This window comes from Lysinibacillus cavernae (assembly GCF_009724685.1).
Classification (GTDB): Bacteria; Bacillota; Bacilli; order Bacillales_A; family Planococcaceae; genus Lysinibacillus; species Lysinibacillus cavernae.
In genome coordinates this window covers 40,906-65,720 of the sequence record NZ_WMEF01000005.1, presented here as the reverse complement: position 1 = coordinate 65,720, position 24,815 = coordinate 40,906, and the positions used below count along the sequence as shown (strand labels likewise).

General features: G+C 33.0%; 25 protein-coding genes. 21 read left to right on the top strand and 4 right to left on the bottom strand.

The features are described from left to right. Window positions 1-451 precede the first annotated feature (451 nt). Window positions 452-694, bottom strand: a complete 243-nt coding sequence (locus GJU32_RS23180) for a hypothetical protein (protein ID WP_196426680.1) — start codon at window positions 692-694, stop codon at window positions 452-454. Window positions 695-793: 99 nt separating this feature from the next. On the opposite strand from GJU32_RS23180, the gene GJU32_RS12285 reads away from it, so the two are divergent. From GJU32_RS12285 to GJU32_RS12225, 13 genes are all read left to right on the top strand, one after another. After that, a complete protein-coding gene (locus GJU32_RS12285; protein WP_155592245.1) occupies window positions 794-1,297 on the top strand; it encodes a hypothetical protein in 504 nt (167 codons plus the stop codon). 109 nt (window positions 1,298-1,406) lie between these two features. Beyond that, window positions 1,407-2,021: a cysteine peptidase family C39 domain-containing protein gene (locus tag GJU32_RS12280; RefSeq protein ID WP_155592244.1), complete on the top strand. Its 615-nt coding sequence runs from the start codon at window positions 1,407-1,409 to the stop codon at window positions 2,019-2,021. A 573-nt stretch (window positions 2,022-2,594) separates the two neighbouring features. Continuing rightward, window positions 2,595-2,993 (top strand): hypothetical protein, encoded by a 399-nt coding sequence (locus tag GJU32_RS12275; protein WP_155592243.1) that lies wholly within the window; start codon window positions 2,595-2,597, stop codon window positions 2,991-2,993. Window positions 2,994-3,062: 69 nt separating this feature from the next. Further along, window positions 3,063-3,629, top strand: a complete 567-nt coding sequence (locus tag GJU32_RS12270; RefSeq protein ID WP_155592242.1) for a hypothetical protein — start codon at window positions 3,063-3,065, stop codon at window positions 3,627-3,629. Window positions 3,630-3,722: 93 nt separating this feature from the next. Beyond that, entirely contained in the window at window positions 3,723-3,977 is a 255-nt protein-coding gene (locus GJU32_RS12265) for a DnaD domain protein (RefSeq protein ID WP_155592241.1), read from the top strand. Between the two features lie 312 nt (window positions 3,978-4,289). Beyond that, window positions 4,290-4,616 (top strand): metalloregulator ArsR/SmtB family transcription factor, encoded by a 327-nt coding sequence (locus GJU32_RS12260; RefSeq protein WP_196426679.1) that lies wholly within the window; start codon window positions 4,290-4,292, stop codon window positions 4,614-4,616. Next, a complete protein-coding gene (locus GJU32_RS12255) occupies window positions 4,603-5,301 on the top strand; it encodes an SRPBCC domain-containing protein (protein ID WP_155592239.1) in 699 nt (232 codons plus the stop codon). The genes GJU32_RS12260 and GJU32_RS12255 overlap by 14 nt, the downstream gene beginning before the upstream one ends. A gap of 456 nt (window positions 5,302-5,757) precedes the next feature. After that, a complete protein-coding gene (locus GJU32_RS12250; RefSeq protein ID WP_230875033.1) occupies window positions 5,758-6,915 on the top strand; it encodes a Ger(x)C family spore germination protein in 1,158 nt (385 codons plus the stop codon). Between the two features lie 1,507 nt (window positions 6,916-8,422). Further along, on the top strand, window positions 8,423-8,848 hold the full coding sequence (locus tag GJU32_RS12245) for an acyl-CoA thioesterase (RefSeq protein ID WP_155592237.1): 426 nt from the start codon (window positions 8,423-8,425) through the stop codon (window positions 8,846-8,848). Window positions 8,849-8,859: 11 nt separating this feature from the next. Beyond that, window positions 8,860-9,234 carry a DUF423 domain-containing protein gene (locus GJU32_RS12240; RefSeq protein ID WP_155592236.1) on the top strand — a complete coding sequence of 125 codons (375 nt, stop codon included), beginning with the start codon at window positions 8,860-8,862 and terminating at the stop codon, window positions 9,232-9,234. A gap of 166 nt (window positions 9,235-9,400) precedes the next feature. After that, on the top strand, window positions 9,401-10,732 hold the full coding sequence (locus GJU32_RS12235; protein ID WP_155592235.1) for an SPFH domain-containing protein: 1,332 nt from the start codon (window positions 9,401-9,403) through the stop codon (window positions 10,730-10,732). 14 nt (window positions 10,733-10,746) lie between these two features. Further along, complete coding sequence (locus GJU32_RS12230; protein ID WP_155592234.1) at window positions 10,747-11,850, top strand: TFIIB-type zinc ribbon-containing protein; 1,104 nt, start codon at window positions 10,747-10,749, stop codon at window positions 11,848-11,850. Window positions 11,851-12,281: 431 nt separating this feature from the next. Further along, window positions 12,282-13,487: an EAL-associated domain-containing protein gene (locus GJU32_RS12225; protein ID WP_155592233.1), complete on the top strand. Its 1,206-nt coding sequence runs from the start codon at window positions 12,282-12,284 to the stop codon at window positions 13,485-13,487. Between the two features lie 328 nt (window positions 13,488-13,815). Here the strand turns inward: GJU32_RS12225 and speG are convergent, their stop codons facing one another. Further along, complete coding sequence (gene speG, locus GJU32_RS12220; protein ID WP_155592232.1) at window positions 13,816-14,340, bottom strand: spermidine N1-acetyltransferase; 525 nt, start codon at window positions 14,338-14,340, stop codon at window positions 13,816-13,818. Between the two features lie 287 nt (window positions 14,341-14,627). Here speG and GJU32_RS12215 point away from each other — a divergent pair, with 287 nt between their 5' ends. Beyond that, on the top strand, window positions 14,628-16,097 hold the full coding sequence (locus GJU32_RS12215; protein WP_155592231.1) for an aminoacyl-histidine dipeptidase: 1,470 nt from the start codon (window positions 14,628-14,630) through the stop codon (window positions 16,095-16,097). A 328-nt stretch (window positions 16,098-16,425) separates the two neighbouring features. Beyond that, window positions 16,426-16,617 carry a hypothetical protein gene (locus tag GJU32_RS12210; RefSeq protein ID WP_155592230.1) on the top strand — a complete coding sequence of 64 codons (192 nt, stop codon included), beginning with the start codon at window positions 16,426-16,428 and terminating at the stop codon, window positions 16,615-16,617. Window positions 16,618-16,693: 76 nt separating this feature from the next. On the opposite strand, the gene GJU32_RS12205 is transcribed toward GJU32_RS12210, so the two are convergent. Next, window positions 16,694-17,035, bottom strand: a complete 342-nt coding sequence (locus GJU32_RS12205) for a hypothetical protein (RefSeq protein WP_155592229.1) — start codon at window positions 17,033-17,035, stop codon at window positions 16,694-16,696. Between the two features lie 283 nt (window positions 17,036-17,318). Between GJU32_RS12205 and GJU32_RS12200 the strand changes: the two genes are divergently transcribed. From GJU32_RS12200 to GJU32_RS12190, 3 genes are all read left to right on the top strand, one after another. Next, window positions 17,319-17,513 (top strand): transcriptional regulator, encoded by a 195-nt coding sequence (locus tag GJU32_RS12200; protein WP_155592228.1) that lies wholly within the window; start codon window positions 17,319-17,321, stop codon window positions 17,511-17,513. A 481-nt stretch (window positions 17,514-17,994) separates the two neighbouring features. Beyond that, window positions 17,995-18,849: a malate synthase gene (locus GJU32_RS12195; protein ID WP_155592227.1), complete on the top strand. Its 855-nt coding sequence runs from the start codon at window positions 17,995-17,997 to the stop codon at window positions 18,847-18,849. Window positions 18,850-19,592: 743 nt separating this feature from the next. Then, window positions 19,593-19,778, top strand: coding sequence for a hypothetical protein (locus GJU32_RS12190; protein WP_155592226.1), 186 nt, complete (start codon window positions 19,593-19,595; stop codon window positions 19,776-19,778). 355 nt (window positions 19,779-20,133) lie between these two features. Here the strand turns inward: GJU32_RS12190 and GJU32_RS12185 are convergent, their stop codons facing one another. Then, complete coding sequence (locus GJU32_RS12185) at window positions 20,134-21,579, bottom strand: MDR family MFS transporter (RefSeq protein WP_155592225.1); 1,446 nt, start codon at window positions 21,577-21,579, stop codon at window positions 20,134-20,136. 143 nt (window positions 21,580-21,722) lie between these two features. On the opposite strand from GJU32_RS12185, the gene GJU32_RS12180 reads away from it, so the two are divergent. The 3 genes from GJU32_RS12180 (at window position 21,723) to GJU32_RS12170 (ending at window position 24,642) form a co-directional block, all read left to right on the top strand. Beyond that, complete coding sequence (locus GJU32_RS12180; RefSeq protein WP_155592224.1) at window positions 21,723-22,292, top strand: TetR/AcrR family transcriptional regulator; 570 nt, start codon at window positions 21,723-21,725, stop codon at window positions 22,290-22,292. Between the two features lie 368 nt (window positions 22,293-22,660). Beyond that, the gene (locus GJU32_RS12175) at window positions 22,661-23,044 is read left to right on the top strand and encodes a BlaI/MecI/CopY family transcriptional regulator (protein WP_155592223.1); all 384 of its coding nucleotides are present in this window, start codon (window positions 22,661-22,663) and stop codon (window positions 23,042-23,044) included. Further along, window positions 23,041-24,642, top strand: coding sequence for a M56 family metallopeptidase (locus tag GJU32_RS12170; RefSeq protein ID WP_155592222.1), 1,602 nt, complete (start codon window positions 23,041-23,043; stop codon window positions 24,640-24,642). The genes GJU32_RS12175 and GJU32_RS12170 overlap by 4 nt, the downstream gene beginning before the upstream one ends. The last annotated feature ends 173 nt before the right edge of the window (window positions 24,643-24,815 follow it).

The following is a 24,815-nucleotide window of genomic DNA, read 5'->3' as shown; positions in this document are numbered from 1 at the left end:
AAGTTGAAGGTACAACGAATTTAAGAACGAAATTTAAGATGTTGCTGCAATTGATTGGGTAGATGTTTGTGGTCATACTGATGTTGATGAGTATGGAGAAATTAAGGAACAGCATTTTGGTGGAGCGAGCGAAATGGGCTGAGAGATATGACCATAGATTCCAGGGGGTATAGATATCAAGTAATAGATGGATATGGCTGTTTCACCTCTAATGAACATTTTTTAACTAAGTAAGAGTGGGCAAAGTGGAAAAATTGAAAAATGTGCAGTAAAACTAAAAAGTAAAGCCACCTCAATTTGAAGTGGCTACTAATTTATAGAATCATTATGATTGAACTAAACGGTCATTAACAAATGCCTTTAAGAAAAATAATTCATGATCATTAGGGTCTCTTTTATTTTCTACCTTAAATCGCTCAATAGCTTTTTCCTGTGAGGTAGATTTTAAAACTCAACTTGCTGTTGTTAACTCTTCCCAATAGATAGTCATTTCATCAGAATTACAGATCGATTCATGACCAAGTAGGAACATAGCATCATATTTATTAATGTCATTCATCATAGCGTATTCCGCTTGTCCATAGTGACAGAGAAATTGAGGTACTTCATAGACTGCTAACTTAAATAGCATGAGAGCAATTGGCAAGCACATGAAATTATCAAGTACAACAATATTTATAATTAGGAACAACATATTGAGACAAATGATGAGGTCGCTGAAAGGCTGCTTCTTTTTAATTTGTCATTTTGGTATAATTACCATTAAATACAATAATATTACATAGGAGAAAATATGAAAATTTTTAAATTTGCACTGATTTGTTCTGTTTGCATTATTTTATCAGGATGCAGTACGTTCTTAACTGAAACAGAGGGAGCTTCTACTCAAGAAGTGTCACAAGTAATCAAAAATGAAGTAGCTACGACGGGCAACATTCAAGAGACAAAAGAGGAAAACTTAAAGGAAGAGCAAATCGAAATTGTTCGTGGTCATTTGGTTGATGAGCAGATAGTTTCTCCGATTGGGGAAAGTAAAACATATTTCGAAAAGTATGGCGATATGAAAGTTAAGATACGTTTATTAAATAAGGGTACGGAAAGGTTTGTATATAAGATCCGGAATATGGATGTCAATGGAAACATCTCCATTGGATTCCTTGATAAGGATGAAAGTTTTGAAGAGGTATTTGATCAATTACCAGAAGGATTTTACTCAATTTCTACATTAGTTACAGATGAAGAACCTCCAATAGAAATAGCTTTATCGGTGAAGGTTGATTTAGTTGAGTATGAGTAAGTATAGCAAGAGGAACAGATGTAAAACATGTAAACTAACGGCGCAGGGTAGTGAAAGAAGGACTTAGAAAATTGTTGCGATATGGACTCAAAGCAATGGGGGTAGAAGTATGTTTATAGTTAGAACAGCTATTTTATGGATTATTATATCAACTATCATTAATGCATATTTAATGACATTACCCATACCTGTATTACGAAAAAGAGATTATCCTACTAACTATCTTATTAAACGAAATAATAGGATAGATATGCAAAACAAAAGGGAATGTGCAGCATTTTCAACAGCATATGTGTTGCGTCATTTTGGAATGGAGGCCGATGGTGAAGAGCTATATACTGATTTCCCAAGTAAAATGAAGTCAGGCAATGTATACCCAAAGGGAATCCGTACGGTGTTAAGAAAAAATGGATTTAAAACAAGCTATTATAAAGGAAATATAAATACATTAAAGTACGAAGTTAGTAAAGGATTTCCCGTAATTGTTTTTATTAAAGTACATAAGGATCGTAATAATTTGCATTTTGTCCCAGTCGTTGGATATGACAAGGAGTATGTCTACCTTTCAGAATCATTAAGGCAGCTGGTGAATTGTAATGATGATAACAATAACTATAATCGAAGAGTTCCTATTAATGAATTTAGGAAATTGTGGAATGTGAAAAACATTAATATGCTTCTATATAGCAATACACATATAACAGTAGACGCTAAACAGAGGTAATATTAATGACAAAGAATTTTATCTGGATACACAGTTAAAGGATACCAAAAATTAATGTGGTCTTATTATTACCTAATGTATACTAAAATAGTTATAAATTTAAAATAGTAATGACCATAAAATACTAATAAAATTAAGTCAGGCAACTAGATATCATACGGTTACATTAAAAAATGCCATTACTGACAAATCAGGAAATAAAATTATTGCTACGACTGCAGAAAATATCGATGACCCAAATAGTAATGGATGGATTTGGGCAAAAAAAACTTAATTTTATTAAGTTAAACCATAAAAATAAACCTCGCTCATTTGGTGAGGTTTATTTTTGTTCAATTCACTCCCATATCTACAACATTGTTCCATATTGCTTTATAAGCGAAACGCGATATTGATAGTAATTAATTTGTTTGAGGATTCTAATTAAATGGTTCTAACTCAAGAGTTATGGATCGGATCCTTCTTCAACTAACAGGATAGGCTTGTTTTTATCGCTTAATTAAAAACTTTTAAAACTACTACGACATAACATTTTAAAAACCTCACACAATAAAGAAAAAAGGAGGTTCAATATTGAAGTATGTTTTTAAAGGAATACTTATGTTCTTTACTTTGACATTGTTTTTTTCTTTAGTTGTCCATGCAGAAAAAAATGAACAAAAACAAGGAGAAAGTGACGAAGGAACTGTAGTTTACCATGTCAAATATGATTATGATGCACTATCCAATTTTTTAGGAATAAGTCTTGTTGAATATAGGGAATATTGGAAAAAAGGACTTTCTATTGCAGATATGGCAAAGAAACAGGGGATATCAAGACATGAATTAATTGGTTATTTTTGTGCTTTCCATTATAGAGAAATGCAAAAGTGGCGAGGCGAAGGTCCGATGACAGAAAAAGATTATTTTGACCTTGTTTTTAGATTATCAGATGAAATCGATGAGTTTATTGACCGTAACCCCAATCGTTAATTCAACTAACGGTACAGAATAGTTAAAAAAGCATTTAGGATACATTACTTTTAAAAGGGAGTAACCTATATGAAAAATCCATTAATAATTAATTTATCTACCTTTATATTTTCGTTCAGTCTTTCCTTGTTATTGGGAAATCCTATTTATGCACAAACTACACCTTCAGATAAAATAGAATATATATATCCTGCAAATAAGGAGAAAGTCTTTGATGAAACTGTCGATGAATTTTATCAGGCATTAAGAGACATAAAGTATCCTGTACATCAAGAGTTTTATCAAAGATTTAAGCAGAAACCAAAGGAACAGCAAAGAAATTTAGATACTGTTCTTTTTAAAGAAATGCCTGATGCATCTGTAAGTATTAGAAGAAAAATATTATTTAAAGAGGTAGAAGAATTAAATTATATAACTTCTGATGGCAATATTCTTCGTTCCTACCCTGGTATGGATATTAAATACAATCAGGCTGTTAGCCCTGATAGGCAAGTTTTTTTCTTTTATTCCTTTAAAGATACAGAAAAAGAATTTAGAGGTAGATATGCAATTTATGATGTTGAAACAAAAGAAATGGTAGCTGGCGGAAATACTTATATGCCAAAGCTCCAAATAACAAGGAACACCGAAGAATAAATTTATATAAAAGTGTCCTCTTTTTTTGAGGATGCTTTTTCTTTTGCCAGAAAGAATGTGAGGCTTGAAGTACATGTTAGTTGGTGATAAAGCATGCTGATTGTACCAAGTAACTTTACGGATCACCCAAAGAAGGACAAGTTACTTGATTTGTATCCTGACCACATACTAATCATTAAGGCGATTAAACTGACTGCTGATTTAGGTAAATCAAGTGTCGAGTATATCGAAGGAATACTACGTAACTGGTTCTTAGAAAAAGGAGATAATTTATACGCAGATTGGCAGGTAAAAGTCGATGCAAAAAAATGGGGGACAGAATGGGGCAATGCGAATGCGCTAACTTAATCGCTTAACCAAATTTAGTGAAATTACAGAAGCGTTTCAGAAAATGAGTTTCAAAAACTTCTCAACTGATGGTGTATATCCCAAAGTCGTTGAAATGAAAAGTAGGGCCAATCAGTACTATGCAGCATCTGATCAGATTAAATGCTATAGTCAGAACAGCATCATGGTTGCTTCATTCTTTTATTCATTTAACTAGCAGGTTAGTTGAATAAGGATAATTATTTGCATTTTACAGAAAAGTATTGACATTATGTTTACGTGTATCTATATTATATATAACCTAATGGTTATATGAAAGGTGAGGGAATGATAATGCCAAATGTTTATCGAGCATTAGGGGATCCAACACGACGCCATATTTTAAGTATGCTTAAACAAGGGAGTAAAACCCAAAAGGAGATAGTTGAAGCATTTGATATGTCTCAACCAGCAATTAAGAAGCATTTGAATATTTTATTGGAGGAAAGAATTATTTCAGAGAGCTTGAATGGGAAGTATCGTATCTATTCAATAAATCTCAACACGCTCCAAATTGGCTACCGTGAAATGATTCAATACATCGGTGAACTACTTGATGATCAACTCGTAAGTCTAAAAAATTATGTAGAAAAAGGAGAGTTTCGAGATGAAGAAAATTAAGGATTCTATAAAAAGAGAAATTGTTGTTAATGCACCTTTGGAGCAAATTTGGGATGCATTGACTAAGCCTGAGCATTTAAATCTTTGGTATACGAAAAATGCTGAGATAGAATTTCGTATAGGTGGAAGAGGTTATATGAATCATGGCTGGGGGGCAACATCTGAAGGTGTTTTCACAGAAATAGATACAATGAAACGCTTTGTACTTGAGAGCATTGATGGGGATTTTACTACCATTACTACTTTAGAAAAAGTTGGAAAAGGTATTCAGGTAAGTATTGAATATCAGGCTTCATTTATTGGCGAAATGGATCAATCTACAAAGGAAAATATGTTATTTGGTACAAGTCAATTCTTAGAAAATTTAAAAAGCGTTTATGAAACAGGTACAGATAATCGTTCAACGTTTTGGAAAGCATGGATTGGTATTGCACACACAACAAACGAAGGGGGTAGTGGAACAAGAGTTTTACAGGTGAAGGAAGGTTCGGTAGCTGAAGTTGCTGGAATAAAATCTGATGATATTATACTAGAGATAGATGGAGAAGAAATCGAAGGATATGAATCATTTGAAAGAACATTGAATAAAAAAAATGTTAATTGCAATGTTACCTTAACAATAATAAGTCACAATGAAAAATCACAGGTAAACTGCCTTGTAGATACTTATCCTGTACTTTATTAACATTCAATATTTGAAATTACATCTAATGTTAAATTTGTAAATGAAACAAAAGGAACAAATGTAAAACATGTAGCATGTTTTGTAAGAGAAAAATATGATGTAAACTCGGAGGTAGGTCGGTGCGGCAATGTTTTCCTTCTTTGGGATTTATAAAATCCTAAATATTAGGGAAAGTCAGACCGACGACCATGCTGGCAAGCACGGCATCAAAGTATTAACATGGGTAAACCAACAAATGAAAGTGTTCATAGAAGATTAAAAGGAACTCGAAAGAATCAAAGTAGAGAAAGCGCCGTTAATGCGGTGCTTTTTATTATGGATCTGAATTTACTGAGCGTTTCAAGTTCGGAGATAGTATATATTGAATAGGAAATTATAAATTTGATTATCCTTTTATTTAACATGTGTAAATCTGTATAGGAGGTAATCAGAATCAAACGTCCCTTAATAGTAATTTTGTTACTTCCATTCATATTACTTCTAGCAGGGTGTTGGAGTAAACGTGAATTAAACGAACTAGCTATCGTCATGGCACTTGGGATTGATAAAGTAGATGATGATGAATACGAAATTTCGGTACAGCTAATAGATCCTAATGAAATATCTTCAAATACACCTTCCTCTGGGCGTACTCCTGTTGTTACTTATAATACAAAAGGAGAATCTGTATATGAGGCAGGAAAGAAACTGACAACTTTGACACCTAGATTACCTTATTATGCACATACACAGGTAATAGTTATTGGCGAAGAGTTAGCTACTGAAGGAATTAGAGGCTCATTAGATTTGTTTACTAGAAATGTGGAAACTAGGGGTGACTTTAACCTTCTTATAGCACGTAATTCAACTGCTAAAGATATTTTAAATGTTTTAACGCCATTAGAACATGTACCTGCTAATAAAATTATTAATTCAATGAAAGGAACAGAAAAAGCATGGGGATCTATTCACTCTGTGATATTAGATGATTTTGTGAATTTATTAAATAACAATTCTAAAAGCGCAGTTCTACCGGCTATAGAAATTAAAGGACAAAAGAAATTAGGTATTGGAAAGACAAATGTTGAAAAAATTGATACTCCTGTATTGTTACAATATTCAGGTATGGCGATATTTAATGAAGATAGACTCGTAGGTATTTTATCTGATGAGGAAAGCAGATATTTTAGTTACTTAAATAATAAAATGCAAAGTACTACTGAAGTCATATCTTGCCCTAAAGAAGGCGTGTTATCAACAGAAATAACTAAATCGGTAGCAAAAACTACAGGGAAATTTGAAAGTGGTATTCCTGTTATGAATGTAAGTATAAATATTGAACAAAATGTCGCTGAAGTACAATGCCAAATTGACTTAACAAAAAACAGCACTATTCAAAAGATAAATGATAAAACAAGGGATTTGATTAAAGATAAGACAGAGCAATTAATCCTTACCATACAAGAAAAATACCGAACGGATGTTTTTGGTTATGGCGAAATTCTCCATCGATCAGATCCCGAAGAATGGAGCAATATTAAAAATGATTGGGAAACATTATTCCAAGATTTAAAAGTGAATGTAGAAGTAAATGTTACTACGCAAGGGGTGGGGAATATAATGAATAAAAGCTGATATATTAGCAATCGACTGGACTGGAATTTAGTGATTTTACTGTACATTTTTAAATAGAAATATCTAAAAGTACCTACAAATAATGATACATCAACATTTATAGATATGTAGATAATGAGTTCCATATTGTTCAGTAAGCCATTGAAAATGAAATATCAAATATTTAACGAAGTATCCTCTTTTTTGAGGATGCTTTTTCTTTTGATCGAAAGGGTGTGAGACTATGAAATACATGTTGGTTGGTGATAAAGCTTGCTGATTCTAGTCAACTTGTTTCTTTTAGAAATTTATTGTTAATAAAGATAAAAATGTATAATATTATAATACTATTCTTTTATTATTAATGATCAATTTTGGGTTTGTGATCCTAACTACTATCGTATTCAATTATTGATGAGATGAATTTTTCACATATTGAAGACTTATTAACCAAGCAACTAAATAAAGTGGTTGTAAACAATTTGAGGACAGGAAAAGATTTGAATAATAACTCTTTCGAAGTAGTAAATAAAACAGGCGCTTTTTCGAACTTAGATCCAGCAATTTGTTATACTGCAAATTTGAAGAATATAACCGAGGATTCAGCTTTAACCCAGAAGGAAAATTGCATTTTGTGGACTGTGAATACTTAATGAGGAATAAAAAAATTGGTGAACGAGATTATTATGCAGGATTAATAATTACTCCGAAATTATTAGCACGTATCTGGACCTTTTCTGCTAATTCACCGAAATAAAATTATAGATTCAAAAGAACTTTTATACAAAATATATAAAATTGACTATGGAATAGATAAAAATAGTCATTTTACGAAAAAAATTTCACTTTTAATTTAGAAGTTTGAACTAAATTAATTTTAGGGAGTGGTTTCTATGAGTACTGGTAGGCAAATAACTTCAATTATTATATTACTATATTTCTTGGTTTTTTTATAGTTTCAAAAATCTTTTCTTTAACATCTACATTCAATTACATAGTTTGTGGAGTAGGGTTAATAATTTCAGTTATTCTACATATGTATTTTAAATTCAGGTATGAAAATATGAAAAATAGCTAAAATATATGATGAATAACCAGGCGCTCGATTGAGTACCTGGTCTTATTATTGTTTATATGCCTAAAAGCTGTTTTTTCTTTGCATCAAATTCTTCTTGTGTTAAAATATGAGCTTCTATTAGTACAAATAAAAGCATTGGAATTTACAATAATTGAACATTTTAGAAATAAGAAGTCAGTGGTAATGTAGGTATTAATATGTTTTTGAGTCAAAGCTACTCATTCGAGTGACTTATGCTCGTGTATGTTTATTTAACTATTCATAAAGTGGTACCCCACTTAAAAGTAGTTATATGAGTTTATATGGAATTAAGTTACTCATTGGAAAAATCCATTTTAATTTAAATATCAAGAAAAGCATCCCTCTATTTTTCACCGTTCCAGTTTCCTTAGAGCAAAAACCCCACCAAATCAACACTTTTACGCTATAATGTAGGACGAGGTGAAGAAAATGTTTGTGAGTGAGAAACAGATTGAAATTCGATATGCAGAGACAGACCAAATGGGCGTTGTCTATCATGCAAACTACATCATTTGGATGGAGATTGGACGTACGCAGCTTGTGAGTGATGCAGGTTTTGAGTATGCTGCATTAGAAAAAGATGGCTATGTATCGCCTGTAATGGATTTATCGATATCCTATAAAGCTGCGATGCATTATGGTCAGGTGGCGACGGTGCGCACTTGGATAGAAAAGCATGACCGTTTACGGACAACCTATGGTTATGAAATTTTACATGAGGACGGCACGGTAGCAGCCACAGCTCAATCCGTACATATTCTTGCGCAGAAGGATACATTGCGTCCGGTATCTTTGAGTAAAATTGATCCTGCTTGGGATGCCAAATATAAAGAAATTGCCGTTGAGGCAAAATAGGAGAGCAATAGATGGAAATATTTTTAGCATTAGGCGCGATTTTGGCATGTCTTGGGGTTGTTTTAGGTGCTTTTGGGGCACATGCCTTGAAGGATAAGTTTGCATCACCTCATTATGCTGCCATCTGGGAAACTGCTGTGCAATATCAGATGTACCATGCTCTAGGAATCATTGGGCTTGGTATTCTATCCAATGAGGCACTTTTAGGAAGTTCTAGTCTGCTTTCTTGGGCAGGTTATCTAATGTTTACAGGGATTGTATTTTTCTCTGGTAGTTTATATGTACTAGCTGTGACAGGTGTGAAAAAGTTAGGTGCGATTACACCAATCGGTGGGGTGTTATTTATCGTGGCATGGGTGCTTGTTGTGATAGCAGCATTCTCTTAATAAATGGAATAAAACGAGACGGTTCCTTCTGATTTATGCCAGAGGGGCCTCTCGTTTTTTTACAAGCATACGAAGAAAAATGAAACAATTTGCCTGATTTTACGTATTACCTATTGTTTATCGATGATAAAATAGGCTAAACATCAATGTAAAGGTGGGAACGATTATGGGTTTATTAAAAGCGGGAGTTGGCGCATTAACAGGCGTTTTAGAGGATCAATGGCGTGAATATTTCTATTGTGAGGCATTATCCGCGGATGTTCTAGTGACAAAAGGTGTTAAACGTACTTCCAAACGAGGTTCAAATAAAGGGAATGACAATATTATAAGCAACGGTTCTATTATTGCTATAAATGAAGGGCAATGTATGATGATTGTTGAGCAGGGAAAGATTGTAGAATTTTCTTCAGAAGCTGGCGAATATGTTTATGACACATCAACAGAACCTTCGATTATGTATGGTTCAGACTTATCACAGGGGATTATGGAGACATTCAAGCAGATAGGGAAGCGTTTCACATTTGGAGGAGAACCTGCGAAAGATCAGCGAGTTTATTATTTTAATAAGAAGGAAATTGTTGGGAACAAATATGGAACTCCTGCACCGATTCCTTTCCGTGTCATTGATCGTAATATTGGGTTAGATATTGATATTGCTATCCGTTGTCATGGGGAATATTCTTATAAAATCATCGATCCATTATTATTCTATACAAATGTTTGTGGAAATGTTGAGCGTGAATATACACGTGATCTTATTGATAGTCAGTTAAAATCAGAATTAATGACAGCGTTACAGCCAGCTTTCGCACAAATTTCAGCAAGTGGCGTTCGTTATAGTGAAATACCTGCACATACGGTTGCATTAGCTGACGCCCTTAATAAGGTATTATCAGAAAAATGGCTTGTAACACGTGGTTTGGCTGTTGTATCTTTTGGCATTAGTACGCTTAAAGCTTCTGAAGAAGATGAAGCAATGATTAAACAATTACAACGCAATGCTGTAATGCGTGATCCAGGAATGGCTGCAGCTCATTTAACCAGTGCACAGGCAGATGCAATGATTGCAGCTGCTCACAATGATGGTGGAGCGATGGCAGGATTTATGGGAATGAATATGGCTGCACAAGCTGGTGGTGTCAATGCTAGTCAACTCTATCAAATAAACGAGCAAAATAAGCAAGTTGAAAAGGCACAAGCTGCGATGCAAAGTCAAACAGCGAAAGCTCCTGACGCTTGGACATGTGCGTGTGGTCATGAAAATACGGGGAAATTTTGTTCAAACTGTGGTGCTGCAAAACCAGTTGAAGAGGGCTGGACATGTACGTGTGGAGCAGTGAATAAAGGTAAGTTCTGCAGCGAATGTGGGACAAAAAAACCAGCAGAAGCTTTACTCTATGCATGTGATAAATGTGGATGGGCACCAGAGAACCCAGCAAATCCTCCTAAATTCTGTCCAGAATGCGGCGATGTTTTTGATGAGAATGACGTCAAGTAAGGAGATGATAACCCATGTCAACGCAAGAAGTTGAAAATGTCAAACAAGTGAAGCTTGACTTTGATGCTGAATGTCCGTCATGTAGTGCGTCGATTGAATTTAATCCTGCTACAGGTAAGTTGACTTGTCCGTATTGTGGCTTTGAGACTGAAATTGCTATGCCGGAGCAAGAAGAGGAAAAAGTTGCGCAGGAAATGAACTTCTTACAAGCAGAAGAACGTGGGAATTTCAATTGGGGCGTGGAGAAAAAAACGGTCATTTGTGAAGCTTGTGCGGCTGAAACGATCTATGATGCCTTGCAGGTTGCTGATAGTTGTCCTTACTGTGGTTCCAATCAAGTCATGGAGGCTAGTGCTGAAAATACGCTTGCACCAAACGGCGTATGTGCATTTGAAATATCGGATAAGCAAGCTGGGGAACATTTTCAAAAATGGATTAAAGGAAGATGGTTTACGCCGAAAGCTGCCAAAATAAGTGCAAAACCTGATGCCTTTAAAGGCGTATATCTGCCATATTGGACGTTTGATTCCAAAACAAGCTCTAGATATTCGGCGAGGTATGGTCGTCATCGAACGGTTACAGATAAAGATGGTAATACGCATACGGAAACCGATTGGTATTCGACAAGTGGCTTTTATCAAGAATTTATCGACGATCACTTAGTGAGTGCAACGACACGATACGATCGAGACATGATGCGGAAGATTGAACCTTTTAATCTCCTAAATAATAAGGCCTATAAACCAGAATATGTAGCTGGTTTTTTGTCAGAGCGTTACAGTGTTGGTTTGCAGAATGGATGGAGCCAAGCAAAAAGTGAAATCCATGATCATCTTAATGCGCAGATCACTTCCAAAATTCGGTGGGAAAACAGTGCAGATGTAGTATCAAATTTACGTTTTTCCACAAACCATGATGATATTACATACAAATATTTAATGTTACCGATTTGGCTGTCCGCCTTCCGTTATAAGGAGAAGATTTATCGCTTCATGGTCAATGGACAAACGGGTCGAGTAGGTGGAGATGCCCCTATTTCGCCACTACGCGTCACAATAGCTGTTATTTTTTCTTTAATAATAATCGCATTGATTTGGTATTTTTTTATATTTGAATAATAATAAGCAGTATGCCAGTAGGAGCCTAGAGCTGTCTTTTTGGTATACTGTTTTTTTCATGGAATTGTCCATAAGTAATGGGTAAATGACTGAATTATTCTGTATGGATAGGGTCATTATCACGAATTGTCATGGCCGTCACGGAAACATGTTGCATAAATTATAGTGAGAGAACAGCCTTGCATAAATGACATGTTGGTTAGTGCGAAAGCATAAAAATGACCAGATAGAGTAAAAAGCAACCGACAATGTCTGAAAGCCGAGGTAAAAAAATTAGGACAGATTTGCCATAAATTATGGTGAGTGAAGTTGCGATTTTACTTTAAACAACTTATTATACAGTCAGAGAGCTTTTTTAAAGTTATTGATGGTATATGTAATGTTATTTTTGAATAACAATAAAAAGGTTATTCATAATGGAGGTTTCGAAGATGGATGCAATTGAAGTGTTAACGAATTTAGATCAAATACATGGGTATTATCAACCGATATTTAGCGCAGACGCGCATACGGTGATAGCCTACGAAATTTCCGGACATCTACAAATTGAAGGGCAACAAATTAATTTAAAGGATTTCGTCAACAATGAAGATATCCCAGAAGAATATCGAATTGATATGGAACATAAAATTTTACATGCAGCATTAACCAAAATTGATGAGATTGCATCAGATGTTGATATTTACATTCCAAGTAATCCAAATATATTGATGCAAGATTTTGGTGAAAGTCATTTTAGTATTATTCAACAATATATAGGTGAAGAAGCTTTACACCGTATCGTACTTGTCGTATCAGAGCATCGTTTTATGGGAGATATTAATAAATTACATCACGCCCTACGTTATTTTACAACGTTTGGGGTGAAAATTGCTGTTCAGGAAGTAGGGGCGGAAAGTCATTTAGAGCATATTGCTTTATTGGCGCCGCAAATTTTAAAGGTCAATACACGTGATTTAAATTATGATTCTTGGTCAGCTCAATCCGACATGATTTCTGCAATTGGCAGCCTTGCTTATAAAATTGGGGCAAATCTTTTATTTGAAGATATCGAAACGGTTTATCAGCTACAATTTGCCTGGAAAAATGGCGGTAGATTCTATCAAGGCCCATACCTAGCTAATCCAGCGATGACCTTTGTCGATAAAGACATATTAAAGGAACGCTTTAAAAAAGAATGCCAGCAATTTATTACTTCAGAAAAGAAAATGCTGGAGGCGCAATATTTGCAGTTGAAAAAATTAAGAGAGGAACTGGAGGCAATAGTTCACCGTGTGAAACCAACGAGTGACAATATCCCACATTTAGAATATTTGGCTGAATTAATGGATAACTATTCCTTCCGACTATATATTTGTAATGAAGACGGTTTCCAATTAACACCGAACGTTATGCGAATAGAGGGGAACTGGGAATTACAGCCTCGAGCAATCAATAAAAACTGGAGTTGGCGCCCTTATTTCCTACAAACGATTATTAAAATGCGTAATGATCAAAGTGGAGAAATCTCAGAATTATATCGTGATATTGAAACAGGGGAAATAACAAGAACATTCTCCATCGCCATCAACGAACATGAATATTTGTTTGTTGACCTTTCCTATGATTATCTTTATGAGCACAGTATTTTTAGGTAAGCATTTAAACCCTTATTTATTAAGGGTGTGGGGTATAATCATTGATTGTACCCCACTTTGTACCCTAAAATTAAAGATTAAAGTGATTTAAATCGTTCTTTAATAATGAAAAAAATCGAATTGCCTTTATTTCCTCATCAGCGAAGGATTACGCATTTACCCTCATAACCTTTTCATGGGTATCCCCAATAATTTTTTCAACTGTTGTGTCAGCAGTTCCCTCAACAATTTGAATATTTCCAAATGTGTGGCGGATTTTATAAATCAGTAATTTTAAAAAATAGCAGCCTTGTTTTTATATCAAATATTTTTTCCTAGTACTACTGATTTAGGTAGGAGTTGTTTCACCATTGAACTCATATTGCATAATACACATACGGAGAACATCTCGATAAGAACCCTCAGTAAAAAATTCCTCCCTGAGTTCTCCTTCAATACTAAAGCCCGCCTTTTTATATATATGAATGGCTTTTTCATTTTGTTTATCGACTAATAAATATAATTTGTGTAGATTTAAAATATTGAATGCATAATTCATAGCTAGGAAAGTAGAAGTGTAGGCGTATCCTTGTCCTTGACAGCTAGGATCAATGATAATTTGAAATTCAGCATTACGGTGTATTAGATCAATTTCTACTAGTTCGACTAGTCCAATAATATTTTTTTCCTCTTCAACAATAAAGCGTCTCTCACTTTGTTTATGAATATGTTTTTCAAATAAATCTTGCAACTCAACAAAAGATTCATAAGGTTCTTCAAACCAATATGACATAATTTTAGAGTCATTATTTAATTTATGAACATATTTTAAATCTTCTCTCTCCAATGGTCGTAACTTTATACATTTTTTCATCTTATATTTCCTCCAAAATAAATAATTAAAACAATTGATTGTTCTTATAAAGATTTTAGAGTGTATAGTTACTATATAGTCAAATTAATTACATATAGGGATAGCCATTAAGGTGACTCATTGTAGGAGAAATTTCTAAGCAGGGCATTGATTCTATTATCTATTTTACAGCAAGAGTAAAAGATATTCACATATTTGCATATTTATGTTTACTTTAGAAATTGTATTTGTAATCATGGAAGTAGTCATTATCTATTGGTCGAAAAAAATAGAAAAGGGTGAGTAAAATGTATAATAGCTTGGTTGAATTAACAAAACATCCTGTGTTTCATTATTTTGCGGAGATATCTAATATCCCCCGTGGTTCGGCGAATGAAAAAGGGATTAGCGACTACTTAGTTCGTTTTGCTAGAGAACGTAATCTTGAAGTTATACAAGATGAAGCATTTAATGTAATTATCAAAAAAGCAGCCACATCAGGCTATGAAAACGTACCGACTGTAATTATTCAGGGGCATATGGATATGGTTTGTGAAAAAAATAAAGGCAACAGTCATGATTTTGATAAAGATCCTTTACAGTTAAGAATTGTAGGGGAAATGCTGTATGCTACAGATACTACTTTAGGTGCAGATAATGGGATTGCCGTCGCTTATTCCTTGGCTTTGTTGGATTCTTCTGACATTCCCCATCCTTCTCTTGAAATACTTATTACGACAGAAGAAGAAACAACTATGAGAGGGGCTCATGCAGTCGACCCAGTTCATCTCGAAGGTAAATTTCTTATTAATATTGATTCAGAAGAAGATAGAAAGTTGTTAGTAAGTAGTGCAGGTGGAGTTATTGTTACTCAAAAAATCCCTATTGTTTGGGACAATTCTCCAGAAAATGCTGTAACGTATTATTTGAGTATTTGTGGGCTACAAGGAGGACATTCTGGTATATCTATTGATAAAGGAAGAGGCAATGCCATTAAATTATTAGGGAGAGTCCTATATGATTTATCAAATGATTTTCCTTACTTTATACATGAAATTAAAGGGGGAGTAAAAGTAAACGCCATTCCCCGTGAAGCAGAAGTCATAATACAACTTCATCCAGATATAGTTGAGGAATTTTTCATAAAAATAGAAGCATGGAATAGAATGCTAAAAAATGAATTACAGACTTCCGATCCAAATATTAGTATTAGACTTGAACGGATTGATACTACTGTGGGAAAAGTTTTTTCAAAAACAACAAAGGAGAAAGCTATTGCTGCTCTCATGTTAATACCAAATGGTGTTCAAAGTAGAAGTATGGAAGTTGAAGGTCTAGTTGAGAGTTCAACAAATTTAGGAGTCGTAAATACATACGACACAGTGATAAAGTATGAAAGTGAAACAAGAAGTTCGATTAAAAGCCTAAAGGACTCAATAATTAATCAGGCACAGATAATCGCTGGTATGCTTGGCGGTGATTTATCTACGGATTCAGATTATCCAGAATGGCCATATCGTCCTGAATCAAAACTTAGAAACGTATTTGAAGAAGCTTATAAAGAGAAATATGGTACAGATATTGAAATCATTGCAGTACATGCCGGGATAGAATGTGGTATTTTAGTAGATAAAATTCCAGACTTAGATGCCATTTCTATTGGTCCTGATATATTTTATGTGCATACCCCTAATGAACATTTAAGTATTCCTTCAACAATACAAAATTGGGAATACTTTCTTTACACTTTGAAAAAAATGAAAAATTTTCATTGGTAAAACAAAGCCTTAATGGGCTTATCAAAACGGCTTGAATGAAAGTGTAACTTATGTAGAACTTTATGATTGATTCTTATCAAATGGATATAGAGGTGCAGAAGGCGGATTATATGGTTAAGTAAATGGGGTAGCGCCTAACTATGGAACATTATATATGTAATTTTTTCATGGAAAATAATTATAATAATATATACAAAAAATAGACAACTGTGTTAGTCTTCTGTTTATCTACTAAATCCATATACAACAAAATATATTCAAGGGAACAAAAATTGGAGGAAATATAAAGGGGTGGTCTTTATCACCAGGTGCAACAAAGAGGATTTTAATGTTTTCAGAGCCCTTTAATGAATCTAATGTTAAATATGGTATTACCAAAATATCCAGATTAAAATCAGTTGTTCATTTTGGTAACCCTGCGAAAATGGTGATAGAAGCAGTAATAAGAGATGGTAAAGCCATTGATACAGCATCAAAAGGAATTGTAAGTAAAGCTGATGAGACTTTCTATTACGAATAGTTATGCGAATTAAACTAAAACCAATCCTAAATAATAACTCGGAAAAGTTGTTATTTAGGGTTTTTTTAAAGTAAATTCATTCTTTATGGATAGTTATGAATTGAATATCATTTAAATCATTAGTAATGAGTTTTTTTTCTTTTGGTTTAAAAGTACAAATAATACTGTCAGAGAAAGTATCATTAATTGTTACATCAAAACTGGAAATGTGATGGAGTAGTTTTTGTAAGTTTACGATAAATTGTTGATCAGTAGGGTTAGAATACATTTCTTTTTGTATGAATTTAATTATTTCTGCTTTAATAAATTGAATATCTTCGTCAGTTGCAATACGACCAATTGTTTCGTTATTATTTTCGCTTAATATTCTTTCGATTTCTTCTTGAGTAAGATCCCTTTCAGCTCCTTCTTTAGTCATCTCATCACTCCTTAAAAAATGTTTAAATATACTATAGGTAAATAATTGAAATGTAAAGAGGTACCCGATGTTAAGGTACGCTAATCAAGTACTAAAAACACAGGTAGAAGAATTACTTATTAGCCATATGAACAAATGACCAGGCGCTCAATTGAAAGTGAGTACCAGGTCTTTTTTTATTTCCATAAATTTCATCTTGTCCAAATACAATTATTTTTTCTAATTAATATACAAACAAAGTTCTTGTGTAAATTAACATCTCACGTATTAGGAAGGAACTTAGATGAGAAAACAACTGATTAAAGAAATGCGACGTTCTAAAAATGGATCTGTAACAAAAAGACAAATAAAGGTCATAAAAATCGTTGGCGATTCATTGCAAGCATTCTGTTACATGAGACAAACAAAGCTTACGTTTTTAATCAGTCATGCTCTTTCTGCTGTTCCAGTTATTTATAAGCAGCGTGGCGTTGTATGAACTACGAAGGCATGCTAGATAGATCAATCATTTGTATAGACATGAAAAAATGTTAGAAGGGTTAGATATACTGAAAGATCCAATCACAGTTGTTGCCAATTTTAATCAACCAGGTAGTGGTGTTAGCAGCATCCTCAGTCATGAAAGAGCGATTCTCTTCACCGATTTTCATAGTATCTGATCAAAGTGAATTCAAAGAATAAATTTATATTTTACCCTATGGAAAAATAAGTTGTCAACAATAAATTTGTGAAATTATAAATAAATGTTATAATAGTCTTACAATTATTTTTTAAAATCGTATTTCGAATTCCGATGTCCTTTTTTGCAGATAGAATTTGGGTACGTTTTTTTAATATCCTTTTATAAGCCAAAGAAAAAATTAAAAAGTTATGAGCTTTTAAGGAAGTTAGTTGAATAAAAATATTAATTTACTATCTAATTGTAACCGGGCTTTTATTCCTTAAGGAGGACTAGAATAATGAATCTAATCAATAAGAAAGTTACTCACAAGCGTTTTGGCATAGGTAGTATAGTTAAGCATAATGATTCTAGTATTGAAATACATTTCGCATCGGAAAATAAAAAGTTTGTTTTCCCTGATGTATTTGGAAAGCATCTAAAACTACACGATAAAAGTGATGCTAAGTCACTTGAAGAAATTATACAAAAAAAGGAAAATGAACGTAAAGAGGAGGAATTGAAGAAGGAAGAGGAAAAAAAACTACAACGAAAAAAACTGGCACTTCGCTTGGAACATGAAAAACTTATGAAAAACCATAAACTTCATCCCTCATCACAAATGGTTTTTTGGTGTGACACGGAAGAAGAGTATAGTTCTTTTTCAGAGTGGAAAGTTTTTTCAGGAATATTGAAAAGTGGTAATAACAAAGGAAAGCCAAACAAGCCGAGCCGCTTGCACCCAAATAGCGCTGTACTATTAACAGCAATAGATTCCGGCATGCCTGAAAAAGACAGACGTATCTTAGGTGTCTATATGGTGAAAGAGGATTTTGTCGGTAAAATTTGTGAAGATGGATATATTCCTGCTCATTCAATATACAGAATTCAACTTACAAAACAGGAATCGGATCAGTTATTTTTCTGGAAGTATTATACAAATGAAAAATCCCCTGAAAAAATGATATGGAAAACAGGTAAATACCGTTATTTTGAAAATTTATGGATGGCTCAAATATTGCTTGATATAGTTTCATTGAAAGTTGACCCAAATGAACGAGAGCTGGCACAACAATTTTTTAAACATTTTTGTAAAATGAATCAAATTTCAGCTCAAGAATTACCAAAACCTAATGGTGTATTAATGCGTATTTAGACGTTAGCTCAAAGATTATACGAATGTCTAGCACCTAGTTTCATTTAAACAGTATGTTTGATTGTAACTGCTGGGATTGTATGTGTCATAGTTAACCTAATTTGAAATTTGAAATTAGAGGCAATGAACAGTTTTATATAAAAAAAGGAAGTCACTCATTCATAAAAATGAGTGACATATACATAAATTTATTTAATAATTTTAGTGTTAAAAATAATGAATACTTCGGGTGAAGAAACATACACTTGCCCGGATTTGATTTATATTAGTGGTACAAAACAGCAAAAATTACTGTACCACAAATGTACCCCAATTCATTTTCCTTTAATACCTTAAATGAGTATCGTAGGATATATAGTTTTTTTGAGAAAAAGCTATATTCTCAATGTTTTTAAAATCATTAAACCTTAATAACAAAATTGCCATTTATGAACACTTTAGGTAGTACTACAAATACTTATATAACAACATTTCAGGGGTACAAATTGCATAGTATCTATTGCATCTTTAAAGGATATTCTTGCGATTATGAGTGATAATGGTGTAATATAGCTTCAACAAATAACGCGAGCTTTGACATGAAAATTAATAACGTTAATTGTTAAGCATTAATAGGACAGTTACACTTTACAAAATAGTACAACATCAGATGACTGAGGATTTTGCAGTTCTGCATAATTCTCCTGAATTTTAGTATTTTAAAGTTGTAATTATTCAAGTTATAAACAAAAAGGACGGATCTAATGAAATATAATAAATCAATTATGCTAAAGCTTATCAATGAACATCGAGCGTTGCATGATGAATTAAAAAAGCTAAAATCTGAAATGGGTTTAGAGAAAAATTACGCAGTAAAGGCATTGTATCATTCATTCGTTGCAGAGGATGGTCCTTATATGAAAGAATACCAGGATTTAGAGCGATTATAAAAAAATCGTTGTGCCACTAACAAATGTTGGAAAGATAAGTAAAAATCTTTAGTTTATTTAAAACCACACTTTGGAGTGGTACGGAGAATCGTATCATAAGTAAGTGCAGTTTTTAGAGGAGTATCATTCAAATAAAGAATGATGCTCTTTAATTTTAGATAGAGATCTAAGTTAAAATAGTGATCAAGCCATTCATTTCGAGTGGCTTTTTATTTTTAGCGCCTTGAAATTCAAATAACCAAGCACTCATTAATGATATGGTCCCCTTAGATAAACAAATTTAATTTTTTAATTTGTCTACCTAGGGAGCATATCAAAATTTTGAGCCTGGGCTTTTAATTTAGTTATCTTGATATTAGTTTTTCTTTTTTTGATCTTTAATAAACAGTGATACTACTAAAGCAATTACTATTAAATATAACGCCATCATAAATGAATCGTGGAAGCCAGATGTTAATCCATTTATTTTTTCAATTGGATTGGAAGGATGGTTTGATTCTTCCATATAGGCGGATGTACCAGAGGACATCTTAGAAATCCCTAAAGCGGTGCCAATTGCGCCAGCTACTTGCGATAAGGTATTGAATATTGCTGTACCATGGGGATACAGATTAGGTGTTAATTGATTTAAACCAAATGTTTGAGAGGTCATGACAAAAATAATACCTAACATTAGCAAACTGTGCATAACAATAAGTTGCAAAACGGATGTATCTTTATCAAGAGTTGTAAATAAAAATACGCCTAACGCTACTAGAATAATACCAGGAATAATAATTGACTTGGCTCTGTACTTGTCGAACAAGCTTCCAGCAATAGGTCCCATTATACCACTGATAATACTTCCAGGTAGCATGATTAATCCTGATTTAAAAGCTGTTACCAATAAGACTGTTTGTAAAAACATAGGTAACAACGCCATAGTAGAAAACATAGTCATCATAACGATGAACATTATCACTACGGGTAAAGTGAACATTGGAAAGCTAAATGCTCGAAGGTCTAGTATGGGATTTTCAATTTTTAATTGCCGTATTGTAAAAAACAATAATGATAAAACGCCGATTATTATTGCTAATAAAACTTTTAAATCTGACCAGCCTAAGTCACCAGAAGCACTAAAACTATATACAATACCGCCAAAACCTAATGTCGATAATATAATTGATAAATAATCAACTTTTGGTCTCTTGAGCTCTGTAACATTTTGTAGATATTTAAATGCAATAAGGATTGATATGACCGTTAAAGGAATGACCATATAGAATAACCAACGCCATTCCAATGAATCAATAATAACACCTGATAATGTGGGACCGATTGCTGGTGCAAAAAGCATAACAAGACCAACTAGCCCCATCGCAGCGCCACGTTTTTCAGATGGGTAAATTATTAAGATCGTATTCATCAATAGAGGAAGCATTAACCCTGTACCAAATGCTTGAATTATTCGCCCTATTAATAAAAAGAAAAAAGATGGTGATAGGGCTGCTATTATAGTTCCTATTAAGAATGTTAGCATTGCAGATAAGAACATCTGCCTTGTAGTAAACCATTGCTGTAACAGTGCAGTGATAGGTACTAAAATACCAACAACTAGCATGTAGGCTGTTGTAAGCCACTGAATTGTAGACGCTGTTACATTCAATTCTGTCATTAAAACAGGTAAAGCGTTACCAAGCAATGTTTCGTTCAAAAGGGAAACAAATGCACCCAAAATTAATGCGAATATGATCGGACCTTGTTTTAAGTTTGTAAGATTAAGCTGATGGTTAGTAGGACTCGTGGATGACAGATTCATGAATGTTTACCTTCGCTTTCATATAATTTTATACACTATAGATAAACTACTGTATGTAAATTAATATATATATGTAGATTATATTTAGGAAGATTCAGATTAGTTAACATGTATAAATAAACTACAAATTAGGAGAAGTGTAGATGAAATTGAATGAAGAACAAATTGATTTGAGGATTAGACGTACACATAAATTATTATGGCAGTCATTGTATGAACTGATGACTGATTGTAAACAAAAATATAGTACGATTACAATCAATCAAATATGTGACCGTGCTATGGTTCATCGTACAACTTTCTACAAACATTTTGAGGATAAAAATGATTTATTGAAGGTTGGAATTTATCAACTAGGAGAAGAGATGGAAAAAATACCTATTAATGATAGGTTGACAAAACCTTTTAAAGTACTGGAACAGCTTTTAAATCACCAAGTATTAGGTGGGATTTTACAGGTGCAAATGCATGATAGTCAATTTATGGCATGTATACAAACCTTAAATGTTAAGAACCAAAAAGAAGAGAAGCATGAACTGTATCGACTTTTCAATGATTCTTCAATCCCTGAAGAAATAGTGATTGAATTCTACTCAGGGATTATTGAAAAGTTATACATTTGGTGGTTAAAGAATAGTGAAAGGGTAACTGCTGAAGAAATGGATCATTACTTTCATAAAATGATCAATCAAAATGTATTTGATTTAAAATAAATGCTGGAGATACATTGGTAATGTTGAATGGATACAAATATAACATGAGTTGACGTTGGTTGGTTAGTTTTGCAAGAGCAAGTCAATTCCAATTTTTAAAAGCCCCCAATTACATGGAGGCTTTTTATATTTTCAAGTATAAATTTAAAAGAAACTGCATATTGATTAATCTTTTTTTGAATGTAATAACGCTTAAAATGACATTATTCATCCTGCTTCATTTGGATTGAAAATTCATTTGAGGTATACAGATGATGGGTATTTTTGACCATTTTTTTCTTAAAGAATAATATCTATTGACTTTCATATTCTACAAATGCAGAATATGAAACAGAACGTTCTGCATTTGTAGAAGAAAGGGAGTCATAATGAAAAGATTACCAGATTCAGAATTAGAATTAATGTTGATTGTTTGGGATGCTACTGAAGCAGTAAGTAGAATCTATATTCAAGAACATCTAGAGAAAACAAAAGAACTAGCACCCACAACTATTCTCTCGTTCTTGTCTAGATTAGAGGCAAAAGGTTTTTTAAAAATTGAAAAAAGAGGCAAAGTAAACTTTTACAGTCCCCTTGTTACTCAAGAAGAATATGCAAACAATGAAAGTAAGACAATATTGGAGAGGTTTTTTGGTAATTCAGTTAAAAATTTTGTTGTGCATTTAAATAATGCAAAATCAGTAAATGAAGAGCAAATACAAGAATTAAAGGATTTTTTAGATGATTTACCTTCGGAGGATAAAAAAGAATGATTCAAAATTTATTTTTGAATATCTTAGAAATTTCCTTAATAATGTCGGTTGTTATCCTAATCATGTATGCAATAACCCCTATACTGGACAAAAAGTATGTTGCTAGATGGAAATATTATGTATGGCTAGTTATTACGATTCGCTTGTTAATACCAATTACATATACGATTCCTGACGCACCATTCCATGTTAGTGCAGTACAAATTTCACCTGAATCCAATCACCTAAATGAGTTGTTAACAAACGATATTATCAGTGATGAAATACAAAGTCCTAAAGTAATAGAAAATCAAAATGAAAAAAAGGAAAGTTTTTTTGATGAAATGTCACTATTACATATTGGTACAGTTCTATGGGTTGTAGGGGCATTACTATTTTCATTTTACCATGTATTTGGTTATATAATTTTTGTTAAGAACATTAAACGTTGGTCTATAGAAGCAGGTCCTAATGAGAGGAAGATATTTTCCGAGTTAAAAGGTAGTCTGGGAATAAAAAGAAAAGTTAGTTTGCGTAAATCAACAAAGATCCAATCTCCTATGATGTTTGGGATGTTTAAACCAACAGTTGTAATTCCTTGTATTGAGTATTCAGAAACAGACTTATATCTAATATTGAAGCATGAGTTGATTCATTATAAACGACATGATATTGAACTAAAAGTGATGTTATTTATAGTAAGGACATTATATTGGTTTAATCCATTTGTTCACCTCATGTCCAAAAAGTTTGATGAAACAATTGAAATGATTTGTGATGAGTATGTAATAAGTGGAAAAGATAGTATTTATAAAAAAAGGTATATGGAAACCATTTTACACTCTATTAAACAACCAAGTAATAGAAAGAGTGTATTTACATCCAATTTTAATGGAGGGATAAAGATAGTGAAAAAAAGATTTCAAAACATTACATTTAGTGGTAATAAAAAGAAAGGTATTACAGTACTAGCTATATTTTTAGTTTGTTGCATGGCATCAAGTTCACTAGTAGTATTCGGTGCAGATGGAAAAATAATCGATAATGAATCATTAAAAGTCAAGGCAGCAGAGCAGGGAAAGGTAGAATCGCAAGAAACTAAAAAAATAAACGAGAAAATTGTAGGTATTCTGGCAGAACCACAACCCAATGCACAATTAGAGAAAATAATTGTTGAATATTTACAAATTCCAAATGAATTTTTAGAAACAACAAAATACTACTACAATTATGTGGACTTAGATGAAGATGGAAATGAAGAAATCTTTACTGTATTGATGGGACCATATACAAGTGGTACAGGCGGTAGTACTGCACTACTCTTGAAACAGCAAGATACTGGTGAATGGCAAGTGAAACAAGAGTTTACACTTATTCAAACACCGATCATTATAAGTGATAAAGTTACAAATGGAAACAAAGAAATCATTGTGATGAACGCTGGAGGAGGAGCAAAAGGCAATTATGTTGTACTTTCTACCAAAGGTGATAGTTATACAGCTGTAAATGAAGGAACTGTTATTCAGGGACTAGAAGGCGTTACTGGAAAAGCAATTATAAGCAATGATTTATTGAAGGATATGGAAGATGGGAAAGCATTGTACCTTCATAAAGAGTAGATATTAAAACTTTTAAATATATTCATCATCCACTGATTTTCTTATATGAAAAGACAGTGGATGGGAGTATAAAGCCTTAAAAACAATTAACAGACAACTGCTCCATCGAATTTAATATGTATGTTTTTTATGAAGGCTTGTAGAAAAGTAGTTTACTTTAAATTACAGTATTT